At 45.8% G+C, this 24282-nt stretch carries 23 protein-coding genes; 15 read left to right on the top strand and 8 right to left on the bottom strand.

Going from position 1 to position 24282, the window contains the following annotated elements; genetic code table 11:
* The 3 genes from QVC79_RS16500 (at position 1) to QVC79_RS16490 (ending at position 2563) form a co-directional block, all read left to right on the top strand.
* Positions 1 to 894, top strand: coding sequence for a phospholipase A (locus QVC79_RS16500; RefSeq protein ID WP_270594903.1), 894 nt, complete (start codon positions 1 to 3; stop codon positions 892 to 894).
* A gap of 108 nt (positions 895 to 1002) precedes the next feature.
* Positions 1003 to 1692, top strand: coding sequence for a 2,3-diphosphoglycerate-dependent phosphoglycerate mutase (gene gpmA / locus QVC79_RS16495; protein ID WP_270594901.1), 690 nt, complete (start codon positions 1003 to 1005; stop codon positions 1690 to 1692).
* Positions 1693 to 1786: 94 nt separating this feature from the next.
* Positions 1787 to 2563: an exodeoxyribonuclease III gene (locus QVC79_RS16490; RefSeq protein ID WP_270594899.1), complete on the top strand. Its 777-nt coding sequence runs from the start codon at positions 1787 to 1789 to the stop codon at positions 2561 to 2563.
* A gap of 355 nt (positions 2564 to 2918) precedes the next feature.
* Here the strand turns inward: QVC79_RS16490 and QVC79_RS16485 are convergent, their stop codons facing one another.
* Together QVC79_RS16485 and QVC79_RS16480 are read right to left on the bottom strand one after the other, a co-directional pair.
* A complete protein-coding gene (locus QVC79_RS16485; protein WP_270594898.1) occupies positions 2919 to 3989 on the bottom strand; it encodes a DUF3868 domain-containing protein in 1071 nt (356 codons plus the stop codon).
* 8 nt (positions 3990 to 3997) lie between these two features.
* Positions 3998 to 4582 carry a DUF3575 domain-containing protein gene (locus tag QVC79_RS16480; RefSeq protein ID WP_416336083.1) on the bottom strand — a complete coding sequence of 195 codons (585 nt, stop codon included), beginning with the start codon at positions 4580 to 4582 and terminating at the stop codon, positions 3998 to 4000.
* Between the two features lie 238 nt (positions 4583 to 4820).
* Between QVC79_RS16480 and QVC79_RS16475 the strand changes: the two genes are divergently transcribed.
* From QVC79_RS16475 to QVC79_RS16460, 4 genes are all read left to right on the top strand, one after another.
* A complete protein-coding gene (locus QVC79_RS16475) occupies positions 4821 to 5789 on the top strand; it encodes a helix-turn-helix domain-containing protein (protein ID WP_151412114.1) in 969 nt (322 codons plus the stop codon).
* 352 nt (positions 5790 to 6141) lie between these two features.
* Complete coding sequence (locus QVC79_RS16470; protein WP_087421833.1) at positions 6142 to 6405, top strand: HU family DNA-binding protein; 264 nt, start codon at positions 6142 to 6144, stop codon at positions 6403 to 6405.
* A gap of 14 nt (positions 6406 to 6419) precedes the next feature.
* Positions 6420 to 7379 (top strand): helix-turn-helix domain-containing protein, encoded by a 960-nt coding sequence (locus tag QVC79_RS16465; RefSeq protein ID WP_164719709.1) that lies wholly within the window; start codon positions 6420 to 6422, stop codon positions 7377 to 7379.
* Between the two features lie 112 nt (positions 7380 to 7491).
* Positions 7492 to 8460: a DUF5106 domain-containing protein gene (locus QVC79_RS16460; protein ID WP_241241705.1), complete on the top strand. Its 969-nt coding sequence runs from the start codon at positions 7492 to 7494 to the stop codon at positions 8458 to 8460.
* Between the two features lie 142 nt (positions 8461 to 8602).
* Here the strand turns inward: QVC79_RS16460 and QVC79_RS16455 are convergent, their stop codons facing one another.
* On the bottom strand, positions 8603 to 9133 hold the full coding sequence (locus QVC79_RS16455; protein ID WP_270594896.1) for a DJ-1/PfpI family protein: 531 nt from the start codon (positions 9131 to 9133) through the stop codon (positions 8603 to 8605).
* Positions 9134 to 9298: 165 nt separating this feature from the next.
* On the opposite strand from QVC79_RS16455, the gene QVC79_RS16450 reads away from it, so the two are divergent.
* The 4 genes from QVC79_RS16450 to QVC79_RS16435 all read left to right on the top strand — a co-directional run bounded on the left by QVC79_RS16450 (position 9299) and on the right by QVC79_RS16435 (position 12325).
* A complete protein-coding gene (locus tag QVC79_RS16450) occupies positions 9299 to 9652 on the top strand; it encodes a winged helix-turn-helix transcriptional regulator (protein ID WP_124317325.1) in 354 nt (117 codons plus the stop codon).
* Between the two features lie 133 nt (positions 9653 to 9785).
* Positions 9786 to 11663, top strand: a complete 1878-nt coding sequence (locus QVC79_RS16445) for a heavy metal translocating P-type ATPase (RefSeq protein WP_270594895.1) — start codon at positions 9786 to 9788, stop codon at positions 11661 to 11663.
* Between the two features lie 6 nt (positions 11664 to 11669).
* Positions 11670 to 12098, top strand: a complete 429-nt coding sequence (locus QVC79_RS16440; protein WP_027200034.1) for a Fur family transcriptional regulator — start codon at positions 11670 to 11672, stop codon at positions 12096 to 12098.
* Between the two features lie 17 nt (positions 12099 to 12115).
* The gene (locus QVC79_RS16435) at positions 12116 to 12325 is read left to right on the top strand and encodes a heavy-metal-associated domain-containing protein (RefSeq protein ID WP_087421837.1); all 210 of its coding nucleotides are present in this window, start codon (positions 12116 to 12118) and stop codon (positions 12323 to 12325) included.
* Between the two features lie 69 nt (positions 12326 to 12394).
* Here the strand turns inward: QVC79_RS16435 and QVC79_RS16430 are convergent, their stop codons facing one another.
* Positions 12395 to 12601 carry an RNA-binding S4 domain-containing protein gene (locus tag QVC79_RS16430; RefSeq protein ID WP_270594894.1) on the bottom strand — a complete coding sequence of 69 codons (207 nt, stop codon included), beginning with the start codon at positions 12599 to 12601 and terminating at the stop codon, positions 12395 to 12397.
* Between the two features lie 163 nt (positions 12602 to 12764).
* Between QVC79_RS16430 and QVC79_RS16425 the strand changes: the two genes are divergently transcribed.
* Both QVC79_RS16425 and QVC79_RS16420 read left to right on the top strand, forming a co-directional pair.
* Positions 12765 to 14222, top strand: a complete 1458-nt coding sequence (locus QVC79_RS16425) for an OmpP1/FadL family transporter (RefSeq protein ID WP_270594892.1) — start codon at positions 12765 to 12767, stop codon at positions 14220 to 14222.
* 220 nt (positions 14223 to 14442) lie between these two features.
* A complete protein-coding gene (locus QVC79_RS16420) occupies positions 14443 to 15741 on the top strand; it encodes an NAD(P)/FAD-dependent oxidoreductase (RefSeq protein WP_270594891.1) in 1299 nt (432 codons plus the stop codon).
* Positions 15742 to 15758: 17 nt separating this feature from the next.
* On the opposite strand, the gene QVC79_RS16415 is transcribed toward QVC79_RS16420, so the two are convergent.
* Positions 15759 to 16268 carry a bacterioferritin gene (locus tag QVC79_RS16415; RefSeq protein WP_027200056.1) on the bottom strand — a complete coding sequence of 170 codons (510 nt, stop codon included), beginning with the start codon at positions 16266 to 16268 and terminating at the stop codon, positions 15759 to 15761.
* Between the two features lie 117 nt (positions 16269 to 16385).
* Here QVC79_RS16415 and QVC79_RS16410 point away from each other — a divergent pair, with 117 nt between their 5' ends.
* The gene (locus QVC79_RS16410) at positions 16386 to 18581 is read left to right on the top strand and encodes a B12-binding domain-containing radical SAM protein (protein WP_270594890.1); all 2196 of its coding nucleotides are present in this window, start codon (positions 16386 to 16388) and stop codon (positions 18579 to 18581) included.
* Positions 18582 to 18694: 113 nt separating this feature from the next.
* On the top strand, positions 18695 to 19201 hold the full coding sequence (fldA, locus tag QVC79_RS16405; protein ID WP_270594888.1) for a flavodoxin FldA: 507 nt from the start codon (positions 18695 to 18697) through the stop codon (positions 19199 to 19201).
* A 70-nt stretch (positions 19202 to 19271) separates the two neighbouring features.
* On the opposite strand, the gene QVC79_RS16400 is transcribed toward fldA, so the two are convergent.
* From QVC79_RS16400 to QVC79_RS16390, 3 genes are all read right to left on the bottom strand, one after another.
* Positions 19272 to 20174 (bottom strand): Ppx/GppA phosphatase family protein, encoded by a 903-nt coding sequence (locus QVC79_RS16400; protein ID WP_221230346.1) that lies wholly within the window; start codon positions 20172 to 20174, stop codon positions 19272 to 19274.
* Positions 20171 to 22240 carry a polyphosphate kinase 1 gene (gene ppk1, locus QVC79_RS16395; RefSeq protein WP_124315835.1) on the bottom strand — a complete coding sequence of 690 codons (2070 nt, stop codon included), beginning with the start codon at positions 22238 to 22240 and terminating at the stop codon, positions 20171 to 20173. Before ppk1 ends, QVC79_RS16400 begins: the two co-directional genes overlap by 4 nt.
* An 88-nt stretch (positions 22241 to 22328) precedes the next feature.
* On the bottom strand, positions 22329 to 24272 hold the full coding sequence (locus QVC79_RS16390) for an AAA domain-containing protein (protein WP_270594880.1): 1944 nt from the start codon (positions 24270 to 24272) through the stop codon (positions 22329 to 22331).
* Positions 24273 to 24282: the final 10 nt, after the last annotated feature.

Raw genomic sequence — 24282 nt, 5'->3', positions numbered from 1 at the left:
ATGAAAGAGAAGGTCCGAGGTATTTATATACTTTTATGCTTTTGCGTGTTTACGCCCTTGGTGTTGCAAGCCCAGACAGACGAGGAAAAGAAGATATTGCAAGAACGGGAGGAGATGAGCAAGCAGAAAAAAGGCGGTTCCGTGGTGGTTGATGAGAGGACTGCATTGGAGTTGTTTGATAACACACCGAGTTTTGGTATTTTCCGGGATAATTATTTCGTTACGGGGGTGCCTACGAACCGGAAGATTGACAAGCACAGTGCGGATGCCAAGTTTCAGATCAGTATCCGGCAACGCCTGACGAAAAGTATTTTACCTTTCAAGACCTTCTTGTATTTAACTTACACGCAGCGTTCGTTTTGGGATATTTACGGGAAGTCCAGTCCATTTCTGGATAATAATTTTAATCCGGGTCTTAGTTTGAGCAAAGCGTTGATCTATCGTAATCAATTGATGGGAATAGCGGTTCTTTCTTTTGAACACGAGTCGAACGGCCGGGATTCGTTGGCCTCTCGCAGTTGGAATTACATTTCTCTTTCGGGTTCGTGGTTTATTGATTACCGCTTTTCTGCCCAGATGAAATTATGGGCTGGATGGGTCGATAAAGAAGGAAATCCCGATTTGTTGAAGTATAAAGGCTATGGATTCATGGCGTTTAACTACCAGAGTGCCGACGAGCGCCTATGGTGTTCGGCCCTGATTAATCCCCGCCGGAAGTTTATTAACATGAACACGACGTTGGAGATCAATTTCAAGCCTTCACCGAAAGCTAACGAGTATTTCTTTTTACAATACTATAACGGGTATGCGGAGAATCTTCTGGAATACGATCGTTACGTGTCAATAGTGCGAGTGGGTATTTGTATCAAGCCGGTTTTGAGAAATTACTACTAAGTTCATAAAGTCCTTACTGATTTTAGATTTCCACTCACAAGCCCACGCTTTTCCAACTTTTTCTTCCCGTTTTCGTATATTCTATTAACAATTAAATAATAAAGCGTTATGTACAAGTTAATATTGGTACGGCATGGAGAAAGTGTCTGGAACAAGGAAAACAGGTTTACCGGGTGGACGGATGTCGACTTGAGTGAACGGGGCGAAGAGGAAGCACGCCGGGCGGGAGAACTGATTAAGAAACATGATCTTTTCTTTGATGTAGCTTATTCTTCCGTGTTGAAACGTGCGATTCGTACGCAGCATATTTTGGCAGAAGTTGTCGATCGGGTGTGGGTACCCGAAGTTCATCACTGGCGTTTGAACGAGCGACATTACGGGGCATTACAGGGATTAAATAAAGCGGATACGGCAAAGAAATACGGGGAGGAACAAGTGCATATATGGCGAAGGAGTTTTGATGTGACACCGCCATTGTTGGAGCCGGATGATTCTCGTTGCGCCGTTTTCGAGGATAAGTACAGGGATGTTGATCCGGCCGTTCTTCCTTTGGGGGAATCATTGGCATTGACGATCACGCGGGTCCTCCCGTTCTGGCAGGATTATATCGCACCTTCGTTGCTTTCTGGGAAGACGGTTCTGGTAACGGCCCACGGGAATAGCCTGCGGGCGTTGATCAAATATCTGGATGATATTAGCGACGAGGAGATCGTCAAGTTGGAAATACCGACGGGTATACCCCAATTGTATGAGCTGGATGAGCAATTGCATCCATTGTCTCGTAAATATCTGGAATAGATTTCCACGTGTGAAGTGAACCCTAAAAGTAATACCCGGCTTTTGGGGTTCACTTCTTTTTTGTAAGTTTGAGGCAAATTGTAAAATGAATCGTATGAAAATTATAACTTATAACGTGAATGGGTTACGGGCCGCTTTGTCCAAAGGTTTTACACAATGGCTGGAGGAAGAACAGCCGGATGTCGTGTGTTTACAGGAAACGAAGGCCCAGCCGGATCAGATACCTACACTGGAATTCGAGGCGTTAGGTTACAAGTCGTACTTTTTTTCAGCCAAGAAAAAGGGGTATAGTGGGGTTGCCATCCTGACCCGGGTGGCACCCGACCACGTGGAGTACGGGATGGGTATTCCGGCTTATGATGACGAGGGGCGTTTTATCCGTGCCGATTACGGTGATCTTTCTGTCGTGAGCGTGTACCATCCGTCCGGGACTACCGGCGACGAACGGCAGGCATTTAAGATGAAATGGTTAGAGGATTTTCAGCATTATATCGGGGAGCTGAAAAAGGTACGGCCGAATCTGATCTTGTGCGGGGACTACAATATATGTCACCGGCCGATAGATATTCACGATCCGGTGCGGAATGCCACGAATAGCGGGTTCTTACCGGAAGAACGGGAATGGATCGGGGGATTTATTGATACCGGTTTTATCGACACGTTCCGTTACTTCCACCCCGAAGAGGCCGGGAAGTATTCTTGGTGGAGTTACCGGTTTAACGCCCGGGCAAATAACAAGGGATGGCGAATTGATTACTGCATGGCGAGCGAAAGTCTTAAATCCCGGCTGAAAGATGCTTATATTTTGCCGGAAGTGCATCACTCGGATCATTGTCCTTGCGTGCTGGTGATAGGGGAGGTTAAAAGTTAAAAGCTAAAAACTAAAAGCTAAAAGTTTAGAGTTTGGAATGAATGAAAAAAGGGCTGATCACTGATCAGCCCTTGTAAATGAATACCCTTGGTTAAGAAGGTGTATGTGAGGATCGGCGTTTGTTACAACCGAAGGGTATTCAAGGATAGCCCTTTAATTTTTTTAGAAGAATGCCCCCGGTTAGAAGGTGTATGTGAGGATCGGCGTTTGTTACAACCGGGGACATTCAAGGATAGCCTTTTAATTTTTTAGAAGAATGCCCCCGGTAAGAGGTGTATGTGGGGATCGGCGTTTGTTATACCGGGGGGCATTCAGGAATTATTTTTAGTCTGGTTTAGTCATAGTTTTAATTTCTTTATTTAATCACCTTGTACGTGATCTTGTAATCCACTCGTCTCAATTCCGGGAAGAAATGTTTCATCATGTACCTGTATGGTTTCCCGTTGTTCAAATCCATGAGGCGCTTCTCTCTTCCCTCGAACACGCTGTAGTTTTCCATAATCGAGAGTACTTGCTCTTCATTTGGCATCCCGTACAGGAGAATCAATCTCTTTAATCCGATCCAGTCTTCCCCTCGCCAATCCACGTGGTAAAGGTTTTCCGGGAATGAATACCTGCGGAGCAAGTAATTCCTCAGCGCTCTCGTGCGATCTCTGGATAACACCTCGTTCTGCGCGTATGATCCCTCTGGTGACGCGTAGCCGGTGAGGTAAATTCCCGTGATCTCGTAGTCGGGATTGCTCGTGATAGAATCTAGCGTTACCCTGATTTTGTCCAGCTCCTTCTGATTTCTTCTGAAATCGGGGAGAATGTAAGTTTGGTTTAGCGGGAAGTCCAGGTATGCTGAACCTTCCTTGTAATATATGTTTTTCTCATCTTCTTCCTTTTCGATAGAAACTATCTTCACGGTTGTTTCCTCTTGGTTTTCCAGCTTGATAGTCTGCGCTAGCATCTTGATGGAAATTAGTCGTTTTTCCCCACCACATTCACAGAAGTTCTCCCGTAAATTCAGTTTAGCGTCCTTCATCCACGTCTCATAAGGAACAACCACGTTATAGGCAATTCTCTCCCGGCTCCATTGATTAACGATAACCGTCGTGTAAATCGGGAAAGGGGGTTGTCCGTGATTGAAAGCCAGCGCCCGTTGATAGGCTTTTTCCCGTCTTTTCCCGTTAATCACGATGGACGGGAGTTCCTCGGATGCTTTTTCAGTTTCAACCACCGGGGTCAGGATGAAAGATTGGTTTTTATGCACGGGTAAACCGTTCAAATTCACGTTCATCTCGATATAAACGCTGTCTCCCCGTTGCTCGAAACGGTTTTGTATAATTTTCACCTCTCCCAAATATACTTCCTGAGCCTTGAGTTCCGTGAAGAACAACCCGACAGTCAACAAGAATATAGTATATATAAACGCTCTTTTCATCACCTTACTTATTTTATAATATATATAAAATTGATCCCTACTTTCGTGGGGCCGATATAATCTTTCGTACCCTTTTTAATATATGGTCCACAGGTTTGGTATTCATACTTGTCGTATTCGATACGTGCATAGCCTACCCCGATCGTGGCTTCTAAGTTCCATCGTTTCCCGAGAATCCATTGGTGGCCGTACGCGATTCCGGCCCCGTAGAGAGTCCCTTCGTAACGGTATTTTCTCAGTCCCAGCATCTTGATTCCGCCCATGTTGAACTCGCCGTAAAAAGCGTGTAGTCCCCAAAAATGGCCGTTGAAGCGTTCGCAGGTCCAGTAGCGAAACTCCGGTTGTATCAGCCAATGCTTTACTTTTTTATTATCTCCAAAACTCCAAGGATTGTAAGTCCCTAGTAAATCCACCGTCGTTTTTCGCCCCAGCCCGATTTCTGCCCCGACGTTAATGGTCGTCGTCAACCAGTAAATGGCATTTGTTTTCACTCCGACTAGAGGAGCGTCGTAAAACTTTTTTTCTTGTCCGTGAGATCTGCCTATCACCATAAATAGAATCAGACCTGCTACGATTATTACTTTCCTCATCATATCCCTGCTTACTTTGTTTTTTGTTATTACAAAAGTATCTGATGAAACGTTTGGATTGGTGACCATAAAGGTGTATTTTAGAAGTAAATCTTTTCTAATGAAGGAATTACATTTTTATTTTGACTTGTTTTCCGAGATTTTTATTAAATTTGTAAGATATTTATTTCGTATTTCGCAACAGAAATAAATACAGACTCGTATAATAAATCAAATAGTTGTATTAATCAAAACTCAAATCATGACAACTTATAATTACAATAGCGAGTTAATCAAAGCTATGAATGAAAAATTACCGAATGGTACTAATTTGGCGAATACGCTAATAGATATGTTATATTTAGGTAAAGAGGCCGTGTATCGTAGATTACGAGGGGAAGTACCCTTCACGTTGGCAGAGGCTGCCGCGATCTCCCAGAAAATGGGAGTGTCGCTGGATAAGCTGGCCGGGACGAACGTGGATTCGAATGCTATATTTGATCTGAATATTATACGTCAGACCGATCCGTTGGAGACCTATTACTCTATCGTGGATAATTACGTGAAAATTTTCCGGGACTTGAACCATGACCCCGCCTCGGAGCTTTGTACTTCCTCGAATATGATTCCTCAGACTTTTTATTTAAAATATGAACTCTTGTCTAAATTCCGGATGTTTAAATGGATATATCAATTTGAAAAGATTGATATAGAGAAACATTTCGAGGATATAGAGATCGTCGACAAATTGTTGGAAAAGCAGCGGGAGTTCGTGCGGGAATCTCAGGAGTTTCAGCACACGGAGTATATATGGGATAGTAAATTATTCATTTACCTGATCAATGATATCAAGTATTTTGCCAGTGTGCATTTGATCTCTCAGGAATATGTTCAGAAATTGAAAAAGGAATTACTCCAGTTGCTCGATGAGCTGGAAGAGATTGCCACGAGAGGGACGTTCAGGACGGGACAGGAGGTATGTATATATATATCTAATATAAACTTCGAGGCTACCTATAGTTATATAGCGTCTCCTGCCTACCATATCAGTTTGGTTCGGGTTTTCGCGATCAACTCTTTCGCGACGCGTGACGAGCAAGTTTTTAACAGTGTGAAAGAATGGATTCATTCGTTGAAGAAATTTTCTACCTTGATATCCCAAAGTGGGGAAATGCAACGTATCAAATTCTTTAAAATGCAGCGGGAAATCGTCGAGGGATTGTGTGTTTAGGCTGGTTCAATTTTTGAAAGTGTATTTTTGTCTCCGTTTCGATTAGTGAAATGATGATCGGGGATTAGAATTGTTTATTGCACAAAATAAATTAAAATGTAAAACATAGTACGATATTAGAAAATTAGTATATCGTTGATACCCTGAATGTAGCACAGAATTGTGAAGAATATACTTCATATTTGTACTGTTGAGTGAGCGAGATGCCACTTGTATGGTATGAATTTTAAACGTGCGAATCAATGGGACAAAAATACAATTATAATTCGAACCGCGTCGGGTGAGTAATCACCGGACGCGGTTTCGTGATATGTGGCAATAAACTCTATTTATTAATTAAAAACCATTTACAATGAACAAACGAGAATTAATTGAAAAAGTGGCCGAGAAAAACGGAACCAGTAAAGTAGAAGCAGCTAAGGCTGTAAACGCTGTAATCGGAACCATGGCTGAGACGTTAAAAAAAGGTGAAAAAATATCCTTGTTAGAATTAGGATCTTTCGCTATCAGAGAACGTAAAGAACGTAACGGTTATAACCCGAATAGCAAGGAAAACATGGTGATTCCGGCTAAGAAAGTAGTTAAATTTTCTATAGGTAAATACTTTTTTGATTAAGGAATAATACCCCTATGAAGAATGCCGTGGTAAATGAATTAATCAGCACGATGCGCGAGGTTACCCCTAAAGAGGGTAATCTTGCTAATGTCCTCATGGATATATTGTGCATGAGTAAGGAGGCGATTTACCGGAGATTAAGGGGGGAGGTTGCTTTTACGTTCAGTGAAGTTGCGATCATCGCCGGTCAATTGGGCATATCGTTAGATAAGATTATCGGTAACAGTATGTCCAGTGGGGCGATGTTCGATCTGAACGTGCTTAATCTGGCGGATCCCATGGATACCTATTACGAGATTCTGGTGCGTTACCAGAGGCTTTTTCGTTATGTGAAGACGGATCCGACGACGGAGGTAGTGACCGCGTCGAACACGATTCCTTATACATTTTACGCCCCTTACGAACATTTGTCAAAGTTCCGGATTGGCAGATGGTTATATCAGAACGAACGCTTGAGAACTCCCGCATCCTTGTCCGATATCGTTCTTCCGGAAAAATTGTTGAAAGTTCAGAAAGAATTGCTTGAGGATGTAAGGCTTGTCAGGAAGACTTGCTTTATTCTGGATGAGAATCTTTTCAGTTCATTCGTGAAAGAGATTAAGTATTTCTCGGAATTGGGACTGGTTTCGACAACAGACGTGGAGGACATGAAGAAGGAGTTACACCAGCTTTTACGCGAGTTGGAAGTATTGTCTGAAAAAGGGTCATTCCACAATGGAAACGGCTTGTCGGTTTATCTTTCTAACGTGAATTTTGAAGCGACATACAGTTACGTGGAAAAGGCCGGATTCCAGATATGTTTTTTGCGGGTTTACTCGATCAACTCGATGGATTCGCGAGACAGTAAAATATGTGATTACCAGAAGAAATGGATTCATTCGTTGAAGAGACATTCTACGCTGATTTCGCAAAGTGGCGAGATCCAACGGATGATGTTTTTTAATGAGCAAAAGAAAATAGTAGACGCGTTATAGTGTGAACGTGTAAATTTTAGGATGGAATCCGGGGTGACTCCCGGGTTCTTTTTTTGTTCCTCGTTTTTCGGATAAAAATGTATCTTTGTGTAGGAAAATGAAAGATTAAATTATGAGTAAGAGTAGGATCGTTCGGGTTTGGATTGCTGTCGCGTGTTTATCGCTAGTAATCTCCGCTTGTTCTTCTTCCCCTAAAAAACAGGGAAAAGAGGAACCTAAAAATACAGAAATCAAATCATTTCAGGCACCGGAAATTCCACCTGTTTACACCGACCAGCGGGAGCGGGCGAAATACTTGGTGACTCATTACTGGGATAAGTTTAATTTTGCCGATACTTCCTTGATCCGGATGCCAGAGATCACGGAACAGGCTTTCGTGGACTTCTTGCAGGTGTTGCCTTATGTCTCGTATACCGATGCCGAGAAAGAGATTTCCGGGATGTTGGATAAGGCATTTTCGGCTGATACGCTGATGTTTGCTTATTTTACGGTGTTGTATGATAAATATCTTTATAACCCGAATTCCCCGATGTTGAACGAGGAATTTTATATTCCCGTGCTGAAATATATTGTGAATTCCGAACGGGTGGGAGAGATAGATAAAATGCGTCCCGCTTTTCGGCTGGAGATGGCGCTAAAGAATCGGGTGGGGAATCCGGCAACCGATTTCACCTATACATTACCTTCCGGGAAGAAAGGGAAGTTGTCGGGCATAAACGCGGATTACACGATTCTCTTCTTCAATAATCCCGATTGTAATGCCTGCCGGGCCATTAAGGCCGAGGTGGAGGCATCCGGGGTGGTGAAGAACTTGTTGAATGTCAAAGTACAGGGAAACCGGAAGAAACTGGTATTCTTATCTGTTTTCCCTGATCCCGAGCTGGAAGTATGGCGGCGAATGTTGCCGGAACAACCGAAAGAATGGATGTGTACTTATGATGACGGTCAAGTGATCACGAAGGAACGTCTCTATGATTTGCGGGCAATCCCGACATTCTATTTGCTGGATCGAGAGAAACGGGTTTTGTTGAAGGATGCTCCCTTCCGGGTAATCGAGGCCTATTTGGGGGAGAGGTTGTAAAGTTCGTAAGGTTTATAAAGTTTATAAAGTGTCGGGTGTCCTTCGGACAAGTTTAATGGCAGCTTAAGCTGCCATAGACAAAGCGCCTGCAGGGTCCATAGACCTTATAGACTTTATGAACCTTATAAACCTTATAAACTTTTTATTCCTTCAGCGCTGCAATCACTTCCGGCATCATGGTCCAGATCGTGTTTTCCGTTTGAGCGGTGTAGAAATTGCCGTCGATCTCGGATTTCTCGTCGGTGGCTTTTGCATGTTGGATAGCCGGTTTGGCGAGGGGGTGAACGGCTACTTTCTTTCCGGTGGCGATGCCCACGGAGTCGAACATCATGGCGGCGGCGCAGTGGCCGATCATAATTTTATCCTTATCCCCGAAAGCTTTGATCACGGCCAACATATCTTGGTTGTAAGGCTTTCCGGCGTTTTCCCCGAATTTAGGTACAGCGTCACCACAGCCGAATACAAGAGCGTCGAACTCGTCCTCGTGTCCTTTCAAGTGAGCAATCACGTCATCTGCCACGAGGGCAATGCCGGAATTCGTCTTGATTTCTTTCGTTTCTGCCACTGCAAATACTTTATAGGAAATGCCATTTTCGAAAAATGTTTCCAGATACTGGAACAAACCGAACCCGTTTACCGGGTTAACTGCCAATACGGCTACTTTTTTTGCCATGGGTAAATTTTTTTAGTTAAACAATAGTTCTTTAAAGTAAGTTTATTACTTTTGTTTAGCAAATATAAGCTATTTGATTTGCATAAACAAGAACGAACTTATAGATAAGATAGTTACACGGAGATAACTATTGTTGATACTAAACCATATATAGGGAAGAAAAAAATGGAAAATTTTTACACGAACGATAATTGTCCCATTCGTGATGTTTTGAGTCGCTTGGGTGACAAATGGTCAATGCTCGTCCTCGTGACGTTGAATGCGAACGGAACCATGCGATTCTGTGATGTTCATAAAGCGATTGCCGACATTTCCCAGCGTATGCTGACGGTCACCCTGCGGACGTTGGAGGCCGACGGGCTAATTTCGCGGAAGGTATATGCCGAGGTACCGCCGCGGGTGGAATATCGGCTCACGGAGCTGGGTGAAAGCTTGATGCCGCGGGTGCAGATGCTGGTGGATTGGGCATTGGAACACATGGGTGAAATCATGAAACATCGGGAAGTGATGGTAAAATAATCAACTATGGAGTGTCAGCTCGAATGAACGCGCATGGGATGATCTTGGGATCATGTTCATGTGCGTTCTGTTTTTTGCAATTTAGTTGCACGAAATGAATCGTAATTTTACGGAAAATTAAAACAGTAGAATGATGAAAAAATATAGTGCAGAATTGATTTCTTTCGGGTTGCTGGTTTGCGGAATCGGTTTATCTTGGGGGAATGTCGCTTGGTTTCAGACGGAAATCGTGCGATTTGTATGGTATTTGGTCGCTTTTATTCCGGTAGGGTTTCCCGTGTTGAAAGAGGCCGTGGAGTGCTTGCGGGAAAAGGAGTACTTTAACGAATTCATGTTGATGTCACTGGCAGCCATCGGGGCCTTTTATATCGGGGAGTACCCGGAAGGCGTGGCCGTGATGTTATTTTATTCCATCGGTGAGAAATTCCAAGATAGTGCGGTGAGCCGGGTCCGGTCGAATATCCGGGCTTTACTTGATGTACGTCCGGAGCAGGCGACGGTTATTCGTGACGGGCAAGAAAAGATCGAGAAACCGGAACAAGTTCGTGTCGGGGAGATCATCGAGATCAAGGTAGGGGAACGGGTACCCTTGGACGGGATCATGCTGGGTGACGTGGCGGCTTTTAACACGGCGGCTTTGACCGGGGAGAGCGTGCCTCGGAACATCCGCACGGGAGAGGATGTGCTGGCGGGAATGATCGTGACCGACCGGGTTGTGCGGGTGAAGGTGACGAAGCCCTATGATCAGAGTGCTCTGGCCCGGATTCTGGAAATGGTACAGAACGCCTCCGAGCGTAAAGCTCCCGCGGAACTTTTTATCCGGAAGTTTGCCCGGATCTACACGCCCGTGGTCACGGGGTTGGCCGTGTTGATCGTGCTGGTTCCTTGGATCGTGTCGTGGGTACAACCGGACTTCTCTTTCGTGCTGAATGATTGGTTGTACCGGGCGCTCGTGTTTCTGGTAATATCCTGCCCGTGCGCGCTGGTGGTCAGTATCCCGCTGGGGTATTTCGGGGGAATCGGGGCGGCATCCCGGCAGGGAATTCTCTTTAAAGGGGGAAACTACTTGGATGCAATCACGAAGATTAACACGGTTGTATTCGATAAGACCGGGACGTTGACGAAGGGAGTGTTCGAGGTGCAGCAAGTACACGTCCGGGAGGGTTTTACCGAAGAGGAGGTTGTGCGAACAATTGCCTCTGTCGAGAGCCGGAGCAATCACCCGATAGCCAAGGCGGTCGAGCAGTATGCTAAATCCCGGCAAATCTCCATCCGGCGTGACGTGGAGGTCTCCGAGCTGGCAGGCTACGGATTGAAGACACTCGTTGATGGGCAGGAGGTACTGGTGGGAAATACTCGTTTGTTGGAGAAGTACGGGATCTCGTTCCCGTCCGAGCTGACCGGGGTTCCCGAAACGCTTGTCGTGTGTGCGGTAAATGGCGAGTACGTCGGTCACTTGTTGCTGGCGGACACCGTGAAAGAAGATGCTAAAGAAGCCGTTGCAGCATTAAAAAAATTAAATATTGATAATATTCAGATATTATCGGGAGATAAACAAACAATTGTTTCTAAATTAGCAGGGTATTTGGGCGTGGACGAGGCCTACGGGGATTTGTTGCCCGAGGACAAAGTGGCGCACGTGGAGGCATTGAAGAGCGATCCGGGAAGGCGTGTTGCTTTCGTGGGTGACGGGATTAATGATGCCCCGGTGCTTGCCCTGAGCGACGTGGGAGTTGCCATGGGGGGCTTGGGAAGTGACGCTGCGATTGAGATTGCGGATGTGGTTCTCCAGACGGATCAGCCCGGTCGGTTGGCCATGGCGATCCGGATCGGGAAAGAGACCCGCCGGATCATCTGGCAGAACATCACGCTGGCTTTCGGGGTGAAACTGATCGTGTTAGTACTGGGTGCCGGGGGACTCGCCACCATGTGGGAGGCCGTGTTTGCCGATGTAGGGGTAGCCTTGTTGGCAATTTTGAACGCGATAAGAATACAGAAACGAGCAAGATAGAGTGTTATGGACGAGAAGGTATATTTGGAAAAACTGGAAAAGCGGGAGATCAAGCCGACGGCCATGCGGCTGTTGATTCTGAAGGCGATGACTCGTTTTACCCGGGCGTTTAGCCTACTGGATCTAGAGACGGAATTGGATACCGTGGATAAATCGACGATATTCCGGACGATTAATCTGTTTTTGGATCATCACTTGATTCACGTGATTGATGACGGTTCCGGTTCGTTGAAATATTCGGTATGCAGTAATGAATGTACCTGTTCTATCGATGATCTTCACGCTCATTTCTATTGCCGGAATTGCCACAAGACTTTTTGTTTAAGAAAAATTCACGTGCCCACGGTGGCCTTGCCCGGCGATTTTACGTTAGAAAGTATAAACTACGTGTTGAAGGGGTTATGTGCCGAGTGTTCTTCACGGGTGGAATCGTAATTAAAAACAAGAAGGATATGAAAACAAGTAAATTCAAAACCACCGCTAAATGTGGCGGATGCGTTGCCAAGATCGGTGAAACGCTGGATAAAGTAGTCGCTCGTGACCAATGGAATATCGATCTCTCCACTCCCGACCGGGTGTTGACGATTACTTCCGATTTGTCAGATGACCGGGTAATCGAGCTGGTGAAAGAGGCCGGGTTTAAGGCTGAGAAATTGGGATAAGATTTTGTGCTGAAAAATTACTCCGCCATTTTTATTAACAAATAAGGAGGGCGGGGTTTTCAAATACACTTATTCCACCTTCACGCTTTGTCCCAAAGCGGTGATGATTTCTCCTTTGGTGATTTTAGCCCGTTTGCGGAATTCGGGTTCTCCATTGCGGGTAACTTCTCCATTTTCCACGAGAATCTTGGCCATGGCACCGCTGTCAGCGATGCGGGTGGCCTTTAGCAGCTTGATTAATTCAATGTATTCGGTGTCTATTTCAAACGTGATCATGGTGTCTGTATTTTGGACGCAAAGGTAACCAATTTTTGTTGCATACCGTAAAGTAGAAACAACTTAAGAAGTTGAATGTTATTTTTGCGCCTTAAAATTTAGAAAATAATGATTAGATTGTTTTAATGATTTGATCGTTAAGTAATAATGTAAAAAAGATTCTATGAAGAGATTAGTCATTGTAGTATTGGCTTCTATTTTGAGCATGACGGTTTTTGCCGAAGGATACCAAGTCAATTTGTTAAGCACGAAACAGACCGGAATGGGACACGTGGGGACCGGGATGAAATTGGGTGCGGAGAGTATGCATTTTAACCCGGCAGGACTGGTGTTTTTGCGTACCAATATGGATTTTTCACTAGGTATATCAGCTATCATGGCCAAGGCTAAATATAGTTACGACGGGTATTCGGCCAAGACGGATAACCCGGTAGGAACGCCGTTATACGCTTACGCCGGGTTCAAGATTTACGATAATTTGGCTGCCGGAATCAGCTTGACCACTCCTTACGGGAACTCCTTGAAGTGGCCGAAGAACTGGGCCGGGGCAGGGTTGATTCAGGATATTAGCCTGAAATCATACGTGATTCAACCAACGCTTTCTTACAAGATCACGGATCGTTTGAGTATCGGTGTCGGTTTGCAACTGGCTTGGGGAAACGTGAATCTTTCTAGGGCATTAATGGGGGCGAGCGATTTGCAGGGAATAGGAACGAAATTCGAGAGTTTACTGCCAATGTTGGCAGGTGTTCCTTCGAGTATAATCCCGGATGAGGATAAAAAAGCTATGCAGGAAATGGTTGCATTGATGAAAGGGACGGAGGTTCCACCGGCTTATGCTCGTTTGGAAGGAAATGCGCACATGAGAGTGGGTTTTAACGTGGGAATCATGTACGATATTTGTGACAAAGTGACCGTTGGTTTGTCTTATCGTTCCAAGATCAAGATGCGGGTGAAAGAAGGTGAGGCTTCGTTGACTTACGCTAATCGTCGTATTGAAGACTTGTTCGCTAACATGGAGGCATTACTTGCAAAATACGGGCCGGTGGTAGGACAAATGGGAATAACGATCCCGAATATCTCTATCCCGAAGTATGATCAAGGAACATTCCATGCAGAATTGCCTTTACCTTCTAACACGACGTTGGGCGTGAGCTATCGTCCCACGGATCGTTGGGAGTTGGCGTTGGATTTGCAATACGTGGGATGGAATGCTTACGATTCTTTGAACGTGTATTTTAACGAGGCGGAATTGGGAATCGCACCGATTAAAGCGGAGAAAGATTATAAGAATTCAATGACTTACCGTATCGGGGCAAGCTACAAGACAACCGATCGTTTGGTGTTACGTGCCGGAGTATATTATGACCAAAGCCCGATTCGTAAGAAGTTGTATAACCCGGAAACTCCGGGAATGGACAAATTAGGGCTTTCTGCCGGATTGACTTTTGAGCCTTACAAGGGATTGCAATTTGACGTGGCTTTCCTTTACATTCAAGGGTTCAGCCAACACGGAAAGTACCCGTACAAGAACGTGGTCACGGGAGCGGATGAAATGTTCGAGGGAAAATATAAATCCACGGCATTCTCGCCATCAATAGGTATTTCTTACCGATTTTAATATAAGGGGCTGTTAAAAAGTCAATTTTAAACAACTACCCCCACTAACTCCCCCTTACACAGGGGGAGCTGGAGGGGGTAGTTGGCAAATACAGGCAGGACTTTTTGGACAACCCCTTTGTTTATAAACCTTATCGACTTTATGAACTTTTATTTTTAACCGGGAACGGAACGATTCAATGAAATATCACGTATAACTGAAGATAAAAGTTATTACGTGTATGGAAACAATGAGCAATATTCCTAGTAAAGGAACCAAAAAACGAGTTGTTATTGTGGGTGGTGGCTTTGGAGGGTTGAAATTGGCTCGTCGGTTGAATGACCGGGATTTTCAAGTTATATTATTAGATCGAAATAATTATCACCTTTTCCAGCCTTTGCTGTATCAGGTGGCAACATCGGGAATTGAGCCGAGTGCGATCTCTTTTCCTTTCCGAAAGATTTTCAAGAGACGACATGATTTTCATGTGCGGATATGCACGGCAGAGAGGGTGATCCCGCAGGAGAATCGTTTGGAGACTTCCATCGGGGATGTTTCTTATGATTATTTGGTAATTGCCACAGGGGCAGGAACGAACTATTTCGGGGATCAAACGTTGGCACAACGGACGATGCAGTTGAAGACGACATCGGACGCCTTGTTCAACCGGAACCGGATGATTGAGAGTTTCGAGTGGGCGCTGAACACGTCGAATGCAGAGGAACGGAGACATTGGCTGACGTTCGTGATTGTGGGAGGTGGGGCCACGGGGATCGAGTTGGCAGGTGCTTTGGCAGAAATGAGGAAGTTCGTGTTACCGAAGGATTACCCGGAACTGGATTGGAACGAGATGCGGATTCTCTTGGTAGACGGGGGAGAACGGTTGCTGAACGCTTTTTCACAGAAATCTTCGGAGGACGTTATTCGGAATTTGAAGGATATGAAGGTAGAGGTGCTGTTGAAAAAGTTCGTGAAAGAGTATGACGGAAAAAAATTGACGTTCGTGGATGGTGAACAGGTTGTTACGAACAACGTGTTCTGGGTAGCTGGGGTGAAGGCGAACAGTCTGGAAGGGTTACCTCAAGATATCTACGGTCGGGGAAATCGTCTTCTCGTGGACGAGTTCAACCGGGTACAGGGGATGGCGGATATATTCGCGTTGGGGGATACCGCCTTGATGGTGGCGGAGAACTACCCGAACGGTCACCCGCAAGTTGTGCAGCCTTCCATACAGCAGGCAAGTTTGTTGGCGAAGAATTTACGACACATGATCAAGGGGAAACCCTTGCGTCCTTTTAAATACATGAACAAGGGGTCCATGGCCACGATCGGGAGGAATGATGCCGTGGCAGAGATTTCCGGTATTCGTTTCAGTGGATTTTTTGCATGGTTATTGTGGCTGTTGGTTCACTTGATGAGTATCGTGGGGGTGAAGAACCGGTTGTTTATATTTATCAACTGGATGTGGAGTTACGTGACGTACGATCAGTCATTGCGGTTGTTGATAAAGCCCGAGGTGAAAAAAAGCGACCCGTTTTGAGTCGCTTTCTTAATCATTTATTCTCCCGCGGGAGCGGTTCCCACGGCCACGCTTTTACTGCGTTCAACAGATTGCAGGGCCAAGTAATTGGCTCCGAATTTCTCCAAGTTGTCCAGTTCTGTTTCATACTGATCTTGGTGAACTTCTTCTTCGGCAACAAGCGTTTCGAATAGTTTCTTGGATACGGCATCCGCATTGGCAGCACATTCTTGAGCCCAAGCGTTATAGTCGTTTACACTACCTTCTTCCATGGCCGTGGCCAATTCCAGCATTTCTTTCGGTTCGTGGATTTTCTGAACATCCCCGGAGGTTTTCATTTCCACTTCTCCTTTCAAGAATAAGATACGTTCTGAAAGCTGTTCCACGTGCATCATCTCTTGGATGGCGGTACGTTTGAATAACCCGGACAACAGGTCGTAGCCCATATCGTCACAACGGAAATGAAAATACATGTACTGGTGTACGGCAAGCAATTCGTCAGCAACTGCTTTGTTTAATAATTCAATGCTTTTTTCCTTTCTACTCATAATAGCTAAATGTTAGTAGTTTTACGATTCGCTAAATTAAGAAATAAAAGTGGCATATCCTAAATTTTGTCTTGGAATTAAAAAAGTGTACATTTGTTTAATCATAAATTCAAGATAATGAATGTTTCCCCTAAGGTGTTGCTGGTGACACCACCGTTTACGCAGTTGAATACACCTTACCCGGCGATGATGTATTTGAAAGGTTTTTTGAACACGAAAGGAGTTGATTCCGTGCAGGTTGATTTGAGCTTGGAAGTGATTCTGGAAATATTTTCATCCCGGGGGCTGCATGAGCTTTTTCAACAGGTGGCAGCCCGGGAAATCCGCTTGTCGGACAATGCCCGGCGTATTTTTGCTTTGCAGGAGGAGTACGAGCGCACAATTGATGCGGTCATGGCTTTCCTGCAAGGAAGGAACCGGACGCTGGCTTACTCGATTTGCGAATCCTATTTCCTGCCCCGGGCAAGTCGTTTCGAACAGGAGGAAGATACGGAATGGGCCTTCGGGGTGATGGGGTTGGAGGATAAAGCTCGTTACCTTTCTACCTTGTACTTGGAAGATTTGTCTGATTTCTTGCAAGAGACCGTGGATGAGCATTTCGGGTTTAGTCGCTACGCGGAGCATCTGGGGCGTTCGGCCTCTTCTTTTGATGAGTTGAATGCAGAGCTGGCAAAGCCTTTGACTTTCACGGATCATTACCTGATACGGCTACTTGCGGGCCGGATGAAAGAATATCGTCCGGAGGTGGTGGCTATCACTGTCCCGTTCCCCGGGAATCTTTATAGTGCTTTGCGTTGCGGGGAGTGGATCAAGGTTAATTACCCGGAAGTCACGGTGGTGATGGGTGGGGGATTTGCCAATACGGAATTGCGGTCATTGACAGACGTGCGTTTCTTCCACTTTACCGATTACTTGTTGTTGGATGACGGTGAGTTGCCGTTAGTGCGTTTGCTTGAACACGTGACGGGGCAGATCGGGGATTCCGATTTGGTACGCGCATTTTGCTTACGAGACGGGAAGGTCGAGTTTTTGAATGATGAGTCGGCCGTGATTATTCCGCAGAAGGAAGTCGGCGTACCCGATTATTCCGGATTGTTGTTAGACAGGTATGTTTCGGTGATCGAGATCGTAAACCCGATGCATAAGTTGTGGAGTGACGGACGATGGAATAAACTGACTCTGGCTCACGGGTGTTATTGGGGAAAGTGTAGTTTTTGTGACGGGAGTCTGGACTATATCCGGCGTTATGAACCGAATGAGGTGAAAACGCTTGTTGACCGTATGGAACAAGTGATGGCACAGACGGGGGAAGGTGGTTTCCATTTTGTTGATGAGGCTGCGCCTCCCGCTTTATTGAAAGAGCTGGCTCTGGAAATATTGCGCCGACGACTGACGGTTGTCTGGTGGGGGAATATCCGTTTTGAACGGGCTTATACACGAGACCTGTGCCGTTTACTGAAGGCATCCGGCTGCATTGCCGTGTCGGGCGGGGTAGAGGTGGCGTCTGACCGGGTGTTGGGCTTGATCAATAAAGGGGTCACTCTGGAGCAACTAACCCGTTCGGCCAATCATTTCACGGGGACGGGAATCATGGTTCACGCTTACTTGATGTATGGTTTCCCGACGGAGACAACACAGGAAACTGTTGATTCGCTTGAAGTGGTGCGCCAGTTATTCGAGCTGGGATATATCCATTCCGGTTTTTGGCATCGTTTTGCCATGACGGCACATAGTCCGGTGGGTTTGTGTCCCGAACGATTCGGAACCCGGGTAACTGAACCGCCTTTCGGGGGCTTTGCCCGGAATGATGTGGCGTTCGAGGATTTGCAAGGTGGTGATCATGACGAACTGGGGGATGGATTAAGTCGTTCACTATATAATTATATGCGGGGAGTGGGGTTTGATTTGCCTTTACAAAAGTGGTTTGACTGCAAGATTCCGGCAACCACGATTCCGCCTCGCTTTGTCGCACACATGGCGGAAGAACAGGAACCCGTGGAAAAATTACATTCCCGGCGCCTATACTGGTTAGGAGGTCGGGTGGAGTTGGGGCCGGAGAGCGTGAAAAAAGGAAAATATTCGATCGTTTTATTGCTACATACGAATAGCCGGGAGATGGCGATCAAAATGAGAGGTGACTGGGCTCATTTTATCCACGAGTCGCTGATGCAGGTGGGAGTGGATGCCGTGAATCCTTATCTGCTGGAAGACTTTAGTCGGAATTACGAGATCCTGTTTAACGATGACTTCCTGCCTTTCTGGTATAGCAAAGAGATGCAGGCGATCCGGGATCATGGTTTGTTACTGCTTTAACCACATCCCCATGAATAGGGGTTGGCGGGGGTAAATTTAATCATATATAGGGATTTTCCGGTATTGTCGGGTGCGCTATCTTTGTCATGTACAAAATAAAATAATACATCGAGATGAAGAAAGTTGGAATATTTTATGGCTCCACGACGGGAGCAACCGAAGGAGTAGCTGAAACGATTGCGGCTCGTTTGGGTGTTGCAAGTGAAGATATACATAACGTGGGAACTACAAAAGTGGACGAGGTCGACAAGTACGATGTTTTGTTGCTGGGTAGTTCTACATGGGGAATCGGAGAGTTGCAGGATGATTGGAACGATTTCTTGGATAAGCTGAAAGCGAAGAATTTGTCGGGTAAGACCGTGGCAATCTTCGGATGCGGGGATTCTGCCTCTTTTGGCGGGTCTTTCTGCGATGCTATCGGAATAATTTATAACGAGCTACAAGGAAGTGGGTGTCAATTTGCCGGTTCGGTGGATACCGATGGGTATAGTTACGACTCTTCCGAGGCTTGTGTGGATGGTCTGTTCGTGGGACTTCCCTTGGATGAATCCAATGAATCTGACCAGACTGATAAGAGAATAGATGCTTGGATTAGTGGTTTAAAGCAAGTGATCTGTTGAGTCTAGTTGTTGTTTTTGATTTAAGAAAGCGTGTTAAAAGGCATTTTAACACGCTTTCTGCTTGTAAAGTCTATACTCTCCCTCTCTTTTCCTCCTCGTATAGCAACCGGATGATCCCGTCAGATAATCCGAGTTTTGGGACGATGATTTCATTTATCTTGCATATTTTTCCCACGGTGAGGAATATTTTCATGGCGGGTATGATCACGTCGGCCCGGTAGGTGTTCAGTTTCATGATCCGTTCCCGTTCTTCGAGGTTGAAGGATTTCATGTATTCGTAAAGAATATCCAGTTCCTGATATGTGATTCGTTCCCGTTCCTTTTTATTCAGTAATTTATGAATCTTGTTGATATTTCCGCCCGACCCGATAATGGCATCCGGGGTATATTTTTCCGTGATGTTTTTCAACCATTTTTTGAAGTGTTTCATCTCCTCTTTGTCCACGGCGTCATTTAACATACGCACGGTTCCCAGCGGAAAAGAGCAAGCCTCGACCTTGACGGATTTGCTATAAACAATTACCTCGGTGCTACCGCCACCGACATCCACGTATAAGTAGGTTTTGTCATCATCCACCACCTCGTTCATGCCTCCGGCGAAAATGGTTTCTGCCTCTTTGGTCCCGCTGATGATTTCAATGTTCAGGTCACACTCTTTTTGTATCTGTTCGGCCACGGATTTACCGTTTCGAGCCTCTCGCATGGCACAGGTCGCGTATGCCTTGTAGCTTTCCACGTTGAATGCAGACATGATATACGAGAATCCCTGCATGGTTTCGCATAGGCGTTTTCTTTTCTGTTGCCCTATTTCTCCTGTTGTGAATACGTCTTCTCCTAACCGGATGGGTACTCGCAGAAAGGCTATTTTTTTGAACAGGGTTTCCGTGGGGTATTCTTCCACGTTGGATATGAAAAGTCGGATTGCATTCGTGCCGATATCGATAGCGGCCAGTGTTTTCGTGTTTATGGTCATTTTTGTGTCTCGTTTTGTGATGCGTAAAAATTGTATAGTGCCACTTGTGAGCGAGTTTGCAGGTCTGTTTCATCCGGTGAGGAAGGTGACACCCGCTGATTTATGACCTCTAAATTCAGGTTCCGGGCTTTTACCTTGTCTTTCCACTGGATGGAAAATGTATTTTTTAGCGTGTTCAGTATGGTTTTATCTTGAATCGGGATACCGACTTCCACTCTGCGGCTTAGGTTGCGGGTCATCCAGTCTGCGCTGAGAATAAATGCCTTTTCTTTTCCCCCGTTGTAAAACAAGATCAGGCGGGCGTGTTCAAGGTATTTATCCACGATACTGATAGCCCTGATGTTGTCGCTTAGGCCTTTTACTTCGGGCATCAAGCAACAGGCTCCCCGCACGATTAAGCGTACACGTACCCCGGCTTTACTGGCCTTGTAGAGTAGTCCGATCATCCGTTCGTCCGTGAGGCTGTTACATTTTACGTAAATGTAAGCCTTTTTTCCGTCTTTAGCGTTTTTGATTTCGTTGTCGATCAAGGATTCGAAACGTTCCCGCATGTTGTAGGGGGAGACCAGTAGTAGGTCCGTATCGAGTTGTTTGTAATTATTTTGTAGGAACTCGAAGACACGTTCCGCATCTTCCGCCACGGTCCGGTTGGCGGTGAACAGGCTGAAATCACTGTATATTTTGGCGGTGTCCTCATTGAAATTTCCGGTTCCCACGTGTACATATCCCTTTAATTGAGAGCCTTCCCGACGTTTGACCAAGGCGAGTTTGCAATGGACTTTCAGTCCCGGTATCCCGTAAATTACTTTTACCCCGGCTTGTCTTAATGCCTCGGCATTGTCGATATTTCTGGCTTCGTCGAATCGGGCCAGTAATTCCAGTAACACGACGACCTTTTTCCCGTTCTTGGCGGCATTGATTAGCGTGTTGATGATTTTTGACCTTTCGGCCGTGCGGTATAGCGTGATGTAAATTGAATCCGTGTGCGGGTCCATGGCGGCTTCCCGCATAAAGTCGATGAAATGGTTGAACGTGTGATAGGGATAATTTAACAAAATGTCCTGTTTCCGGATCACGTCGATCACGCTGGAAAAAGGTTTAAAGGCTGGATGGCGTAACGGGGAAACCTCTTCGTATTCTAATTTTGGATTAATTTTAGGAAATTTCATCAGATCTCGCATCAGATGATAGCGCCCGCCGGGAGTAAGATTACCACTTTTACTTAGTCCTAACTTGTCGGTGAGGATGTTGAGCAGATCTCCGGGCATCGCTTCGTCGTAGACGAGACGAACGGGACGACCGTAAAGTCTTTTATTCAATCCCTGCTCCATTTTTTCAACAAGGCTTTTCGATACGTCGTCATCTAGTGTCAGCTCTGCATCCCGCATGAATTTGAAAGTGTAGGCCGAGATCTCGTCATACGAGAACATGAAAAATATATCATCCAGACAAAGACGGATGATGTCATCAATGAAGATGATCCGGGTATTGTCGTTTGGGGAAGGCAGTACGATGAACCGGGGTGAGAGGCTGTTGTGTGGTATTTCGATGATGGCGTATCGGTTGTTCTTGGTAGAATTCTTGTTGACCATTTTAACGGCATGATAGATGCGCTCGTCTTGCAGGTAGGGGAGCCGGACGCTTTTTCTTAACATCAGCGGAACGAGTAACGGACTGATTTTCTCCGAGAAGTATTGTCTGCAGAATTGTTTTTCGTTTTCATCTAGAGCATTTTCATGAACCACGTAAATATGATGGCTGACCATTTCGTCCAGAATTTGCGTGTAGGTGTTCTCGAATTCTTTTTGGGATTCACAGACTTTTTCCGACACTTTGCGTTGTAGTTCCAGCGAGGTTAGGTTTCCGGAGAGTTTTTTATCCTTTTCTTTCTTTTTCTTGTCCAGCCGTTCTAGGTTGGCAACTCTCACCTTGAAAAATTCATCTTGATTGTTGGAATAGATTCCGAGGAAACGGAGGCGTTGTATAAGCGGGACGCTCTTATCCTGGGCTTCCTGCATGACACGTTCGTTAAACGAAAGCCAACTTAATTCTCTATTGTATAACATACTTCATCTGGTATAACATTCTGTTTTTTACGAGTACAAAGTAGGTGCAGAATTGTTACATTCGAATGAAAATAATGTTGCAATAAAGTTACTTTTGCTTGGATGGGGCCGTGTCGGGTGTTTCCGGGTGGATCTCGATGATTTTTCCCTTCTCCCGGATATATTCGTACAAGGCCTTGTAAAACGGATGGGAGGTGAGTGTGGTGGCGTCTCCCAGAATGATGAGTTTCATGCGGGCTCGGGTGATGGCCACGTTCATGCGGCGCAGGTCATTCAGGAATCCAATGTTTCCCTCGCTGTTGGCCCGTACGAGACTGATTAGGATAACATCCCGTTCTTGGCCTTGGAACCCGTCCACGGTGTGAATCGTGATGAGTTTCCGCAAGGGGATAAAGAAGCGGTTCCGTTTGATAATTTGCCGGATATATTGTACTTGCACCCGGTAAGGGGATATCAACCCGAAATCGATTCTTTCATCCAGCACTCGTTCGATTCCGATTTTCTCAATATATTCCTGTAATTGTTTTACCAACAATTCGGCTTCAGGCTTGTTGATTCGTCCATACGTTTCGTTAACACAATCTTCCGAGAACTCGCAGAGAGCCGTGTCGAACCATTCGATGGGAGTGTCGTATTCGAGAATATTACGGTGGCGTACTTCCGGAGATGCCTGCAAACGGCCTTTGTAGAACCATTTCGAGGGAAAGTACATGATGTCTTCGTGCATCCGGTACTGTGTTTCGAGCATGGAAACAGTTTCGGGTTTACGCTGGATAATCTTTTGGAGTAGCGTGCGATCCAACCCACCTTTCGCTGCTTCGTAACATTTGATGGTGGGAGGTAACTGGCAGTGATCCCCGGCAAGTATTACCCGGTAGGCCTTGGATATGGCAATCCAGCAAGCAGCCTCTAAAGCTTGTGCGGCCTCGTCGATAAACAAGGTGGAGAACATTTTCCCGTTTAATTGTTTATTGGCGGAACCGACCAGCGTACAGGCAATCACGCGGGCCTCCCCGAAGAGTTGGGCATCAATCTTGATTTCCAATTTGATGGCTTGGTCCCGTAAATCATGCAGCATCCGGCGGGCGGATTCCCGTTTGGCTCCTTTCAAGCGTTTCAGGCGTCCGGAGAGTTCCCGGATGGATGCTCTCGCGGCTCGCAACGTGGGGTAGGCAGGATGGGATTCGAATTTGCGTTCGTACGTGAATGACAGCATCTTGTCGTTTACCCGTGTGGGATTCCCGATTCGTAGTACATTGACTCCCCGGTCCAGTAGTTTTTCTGCGATCCAGTCAACGGCAGTATTGCTTTGGGCGCAAACCATTACTTGATTCTCCCGTCGCAGTGTTTCGTAGACGGCCTCGACGAGCGTGGTTGTTTTTCCGGTTCCGGGAGGGCCGTGAACAACTGCAACCTCTTTGGCTGCCAGTACTCGGTTTACCGCTTGTTCCTGTGAATGGTTCAGCCACATCAAGTGAATCGGTTGAAGTTTCCGTTGTTCCACCATCTCGTTTCCCAGTATGGCTTCCCGTAAGCGGGCAAGGCGGTTATTCTTGGCCTCCATGACTTCCGTTAGGGCGGCAAACATGGTTTTATAGGAGGTCCCGTCAAAGTAGAGTTGCACGCCTAGATCCGGGCATCCTTGAATATCCAGAAGGCTGTTGGAGTTAGGCAACACGACAAGCATCGTGTTTTCATGAACGTAACTGATGGTTGCCGCGAAACTGAAATAACGCAGATCCCCCGTTTGGTCAAAACGGAAAAAGCAAACCGGACGACCGTATTCGAAATTATGATCCGTGTCATCATTCTCATCCCGTTTGATCTCGATGATGAGCTGGTTTAACGAGTTGTAGTAACTTTTATTCGCTGACACGGGATACCAACAAACGCCTTGCTGAATCCGTTTAGGGATTCCTGCACGTTGTGTTTGTTGGTAGAATGTCTCTTTTTCAAACTCGAATTCCTCTTGCAATAGTTTGTATTGCCGCAGGAGATCAACCAAGGGGGAAGGTATTTGTTCGCTAGCCATGTTAAACGGG

The sequence above is a fragment of the Butyricimonas sp. genome, assembly GCF_019423355.1.
GTDB lineage: Bacteria > Bacteroidota > Bacteroidia > Bacteroidales > Marinifilaceae > Butyricimonas > Butyricimonas faecihominis.
The sequence above is the reverse complement of the archived record's forward strand: the minus strand, read 5'-3'. Positions and strand labels throughout refer to the sequence as shown.